The sequence below is a fragment of the Dyadobacter sp. genome, assembly GCF_051859145.1.
In the GTDB taxonomy this organism is placed as follows: Bacteria; Bacteroidota; Bacteroidia; order Cytophagales; family Spirosomataceae; genus Dyadobacter.
The window spans coordinates 1-4,379 of record NZ_JBHYGF010000354.1 but is presented as its reverse complement, the minus strand read 5'-3'; the positions used below and the strand labels follow the sequence as shown (position 1 = coordinate 4,379).

The 4,379-nt window shown below is 45.4% G+C and carries 5 protein-coding genes; 3 read left to right on the top strand and 2 right to left on the bottom strand.

The window, feature by feature from the left end; translation table 11 throughout:
* Positions 1-1,214, top strand: a 1,214-nt coding sequence (locus ACTIE6_RS18720) for a phospholipase D-like domain-containing protein (protein WP_439558094.1), incomplete at its 5' end; no start/stop codon positions are given.
* Between the two features lie 206 nt (positions 1,215-1,420).
* On the top strand, positions 1,421-2,014 hold the full coding sequence (locus ACTIE6_RS18715) for a TetR/AcrR family transcriptional regulator (protein ID WP_439558093.1): 594 nt from the start codon (positions 1,421-1,423) through the stop codon (positions 2,012-2,014).
* Here the strand turns inward: ACTIE6_RS18715 and epsC are convergent.
* Positions 2,007-2,837: a serine O-acetyltransferase EpsC gene (epsC, locus tag ACTIE6_RS18710; protein ID WP_439558092.1), complete on the bottom strand. Its 831-nt coding sequence runs from the start codon at positions 2,835-2,837 to the stop codon at positions 2,007-2,009. The genes ACTIE6_RS18715 and epsC overlap by 8 nt on opposite strands.
* A 185-nt stretch (positions 2,838-3,022) precedes the next feature.
* Here epsC and ACTIE6_RS18705 point away from each other — a divergent pair, with 185 nt between their 5' ends.
* Positions 3,023-3,940 (top strand): alpha/beta fold hydrolase, encoded by a 918-nt coding sequence (locus ACTIE6_RS18705; protein ID WP_439558091.1) that lies wholly within the window; start codon positions 3,023-3,025, stop codon positions 3,938-3,940.
* Here the strand turns inward: ACTIE6_RS18705 and ACTIE6_RS18700 are convergent.
* Positions 3,941-4,379 (bottom strand): T9SS type A sorting domain-containing protein (locus ACTIE6_RS18700; protein WP_439558090.1); only part of this gene is annotated, 439 nt, incomplete at its 5' end.

Here is a 4,379-nt window from a genome sequence, read left to right as displayed (position 1 = left end):
ATTATCTCTTTTTACAGGATTTTAGTAAGTTTCCCGCATTGTCGCGCCGGCTCGATTATCCGCATCAGCGACCGATCCAGATTCCTGACTTTGAGGAAAAGAAGTCCATTTTCGAAGCCATTCAGAAGGGCGATCAGCTGGTGCACTTGCCTTACCAGTCCTACGAACCCATCGTGCGGTTTTTTAATGAAGCGGCAGTTGATCCGCATGTGCGCGAGATCCATGTTTCATTATACAAGATCAGTCCCAATTCATTTATCCTGAATTCATTGATAAGTGCAGCCAGGAATGGAAAGCGTGTGACGACCTACGTGGAGCTGAATAACAAAATGGATATTCAGGAAAACCTGCAATGGTCGAAGAAAATGCGTGACGCGGGCGTGAAAATTATCCTGAGTGTACCCGGCCTCAAAGTCCATGCTAAAATGGCTTTGATTAAACGTAAAGTGCAGAAAGGGTGGGAGCGTTACGCATTTCTGGGTACCGGCGGTTTTTACAGACTTACCAGCAGGGAAATTGTCGATCATGCTTTACTGACAAACCACCGGGAGCTGACTAACGAGCTGGAACTGCTCTTTGGCTATTTGTCCACGCAGGACGAGCCCAAAAAATACAAGTACCTGCCATTTAACTACCTTTTCGTTACGCAGTTTACATTGCAGAAAAAGTTTATGGACCTGATCGACCGCGAGATCGCGAACTGCAATGCTGGCCTCAAATCTTTTATTACGATCAAGATAAATCAGTTACAGGATCACATTCTGATTGATAAATTGTACCAGGCCGGGCAGGCCGGCGTGCCAGTGCATGTGATGGTAAGCGAAAGCTGCGGTCTGATTTCAGGATTACCCTCAATCAGCGACAATATCATCGTGAGCCGCCACGTGGACCGCTATCTTGAAAACACACGGATTTTCCATTTCGCCAATCGAGGTAACGATGAGATATTCCTGAGCTCCTGCGACTGGACCCACCGGAACCTGCACCGCCGCATTGATATCTGTTTTCCCGTTCTCGACGAGCAGCTGAAAAATCAAATGCGGATTGTACTCAGGAATTATGCAAATGACAACCAGAAATCGGTGCGGCTGGACCTGTACCAGAATAACCTAAGGATTGGAGAAGATGGACGCGGAAAGGTGAGGGCGCAGGATGCAAACTATCGACTGGTTGAGAAAATAGAGAAAGGCGCACCGATCAGGAAACCAGAATGAACGCATTTAATACGGGTAAAAAAAATTTTTCAGCTGTAAAATTTTCTAACCCGCGCCTGGATTTCACGGACGCACTTTGTTGTAAAAATTCCTAAAATCACGATGAATTTTTACAAATTAGCCGGGGCTTTCTCTTGAGCAGTAAGTTGTATATCACTATATTTGAAAGACATCATTCTCACTCAACCCCAAAATAATACTCAAGCATGGGAATAGTAGAACGAAGAGAACGGCTTAAAATACAGGTACGTTCGGACATCGTTAAAACAGCAAAAGACATTGCCCGTGAAGACGGATGGACTGCTGTCTCGATTCGCAAAATTGCTGATGTAATTGAATATAGTCCCCCCATTCTGTACGAATATTTTGATAGCAAAGACAAGCTTCTGGAAGCAATCCGGCTGGAAGGTTTCGATTATTTGCAAGCCGAGTTTATCAAGATAAAGGGTCATTTCAGTAATCCGCAGAAGCAGCTTGTGGAAGTAGCCCAGAAGATCTGGAACTTCGCTGTCGAAAATCCGGAAGTGTTTCAGGTGATGTTCAACCTCGAAGGAGCTTATTGTGATTCTAAGAAGGCTTTTTCACAGGCGATGAGCATCAAAGGAAATCCGGTTTGGGAAATGATCGCCGGTCTTCGTCCCAAGTCGGGAGAAGCAGTAACCAAGACTTACTACGAATGGTGGTGCCTGACCTTTGGTTTTATAGGTATTACCATGACAACTCAACCCAGATATGCATTTTCCCAGGCTGAGCCGATATATATGGAAGGAGTAAGAAGATTTATCCGCAGCATTATGTAGTTGCGGCAGATTGCGGGCGTATCTCTATTTTGCTTTGGTGATAAACCTGGGAAAATGGAGGTACGCTTCTTACTAACCACGCATTTCCGCCAATAATCGAATCGTGCCCGATCACAGTTTCTCCGCCCAGGATCGTGGCATTTGCATAAACAACCACATTGTCCTCGATTGTAGGATGCCGCTTGCGTGATGCGAGTGACTTAGAAACGTGCGTTGCGCCAAGTGTTACCCCCTGATATAACTTTACATTGTTCCCGATGTGTGTCGTTTCGCCGATCACAACTCCGGTTCCGTGGTCGATAAAGAATGAGTGACCAATCACTGCATTTGGATGGATATCAATTCCGGTCTGCCCGTGTGCGAACTCAGTCAGCATTCTGGGCAATAATGGGATACCGCATTGCGCAAAAAGGTGGGCGAAGCGATAGGTAGCAATTGCTGTGAAACCGGGATAAACCGCAATAACTTCTTCAATGCTCACCGAAGCCGGATCATTGTCGGTGATGGATTTCGCGTCTTTCAGGAGCATTTCATAAATTTCAGGAATGCCCGTGAAAATCTCGTCCAGAATTTCCTCAGTGCCTTTGTCCAGCTCAGGCAACAGTGGCTGCAGCATATAGTCCAGGTCTTTCCGCAGATCTGCATACTTCATCGCCAGGTCTTTTGATGGACAGCTTGGACAATCCTGACTAATCGGAAACAGGAAATTGATCAGGTTCTGAATGAATTTCCCTGCGTCTTGTCTGGATGGAAGCTTGTAGCGGTATTTCTCATTTTGCTCCGTGAGGCGCTCGAAAAATGTGTTCTGGTGGCTGGCAGTCATTAAGAAAGTAGATTGAGTCGCAAGTCTGAGATCGTGGGACGTTTCGTTTTCAACAACAAAGAAACGGCGGGAAAAATTTGTTTGTTTTAATTTCTTCTAAAAAAACCAAATAACGGCACACTTTTTGACCTTTTGATCGTATATTAAGTATCCTGTGGATTGCAAATGCAGTAACAATACCTTGTATGCATCGTTTTAGATTCCTTCGGACAGTCGCCTTATTGCTATTTATCTCGGCCTCACTCAGCTCCTGTTTTTCAAAATACATTATCTCTGCGAAACAGGTCAGAAAGCATTACGCCCAAAAGAAAGTTAAACCCACGGAGCATATTATCAAAAATGATACGCTTTCGCTTTGCGTAGCCAGCGTGGGGGCAGATACTTTACCGATGCTGTTGCTGATCCACGGGGCTCCGGGCTCACTCTGGGGATATATGAATTTAATGGATGATGAAGATTTGCAAAAACGCTTTCACATTGTTTCAGTTGACAGGGTGGGTTATGGAAAGTCAAGACTTAAGAAAAGGCGGTTTGTAACCTCAATTGCTACGCAGGCGAATGCATTGCTACCCGTTTTTGAGATGAATAAAAGCAAAGAGAAAGTAACCGTATTAGGTCGTTCCTATGGCGCGCCGATTGCTGCAAAGCTGGTATCCATGGTGCCTGATCAGGTGAAAGAGCTGTTCATGGTTTCGCCGGTGATTGATCCTGAAAAAGAGAAATTCTACTGGTTTTCGAAATGGGGCCGGAATTCCTTTATTCAGTTGTTTTTACCAGGTGAGTTCAACACTGCAACTGCCGAGAAGTACAGCCATTCAGACGAGCTGAAAAAGCTTTTGCCAGTCTGGAATAACCTGCTTGTTCCTACTACTGTGATTCAGGGCGGTAATGACTGGATCGCAGATCCGGGGAATATTGATTTTGCCAAGAAACACATTAAAAGCAACCGGGCGCAGTACATTTTCCTCGATAATGCAGGTCACATGATCACCTACACCCATTTGTCGATGATCAAGGAAATGCTGCTGAAAGGTCTGCTTTTCAAGGACCACATTACTTCGGTGGATCTCACGCCCGATTTGCAGGAAGTTTCCGGGAATTGATCAGCGTACTACTTTTTGGGTTGCAGAATGCGTCGCATTGTCGGCGCGGATGAGGTAAATTCCATGCGCCATATTGCGCAGATCGAATCTTTCCTGAACAGAGATAACGGGTGTTTTTGATGAAATTTCCCGTAAAATCCTTCCATTCATATCCACGAGTTGCAGACGGATTACGGCTTTGTTCTTGCTGTAAGCTTTTACCGTAACAAAATCTTCGGTTGGCACAGGAAAAGCCTCAAGTGCCATTGAAATCTCCGGAGAACTAACCTTAGGAATTGAAGTGACCGGGTTCCCGAATTCTGCTGATTCGTAAGGTGGGATTTCAACCGGCGGACCTGGTTTGTCCACTACCGCAATGCTGCCTTCCCGGTAACTCTCAGATATAATTACACCTGCTCTCCATTCAGTTACCAGCATGGCGAAAAGGTAATTTCCAACA

Bases quoted from the DNA above. Each gene is read 5' to 3' on its own strand.
- ACTIE6_RS18715 (WP_439558093.1), top strand. From the start codon at position 1,421: ATGGGAATAGTAGAACGAAGAGAACGGCTTAAAATACAGGTACGTTCG.
- epsC (WP_439558092.1), bottom strand. From the start codon at position 2,837: ATGACTGCCAGCCACCAGAACACATTTTTCGAGCGCCTCACGGAGCAA.
- ACTIE6_RS18705 (WP_439558091.1), top strand. From the start codon at position 3,023: ATGCATCGTTTTAGATTCCTTCGGACAGTCGCCTTATTGCTATTTATC.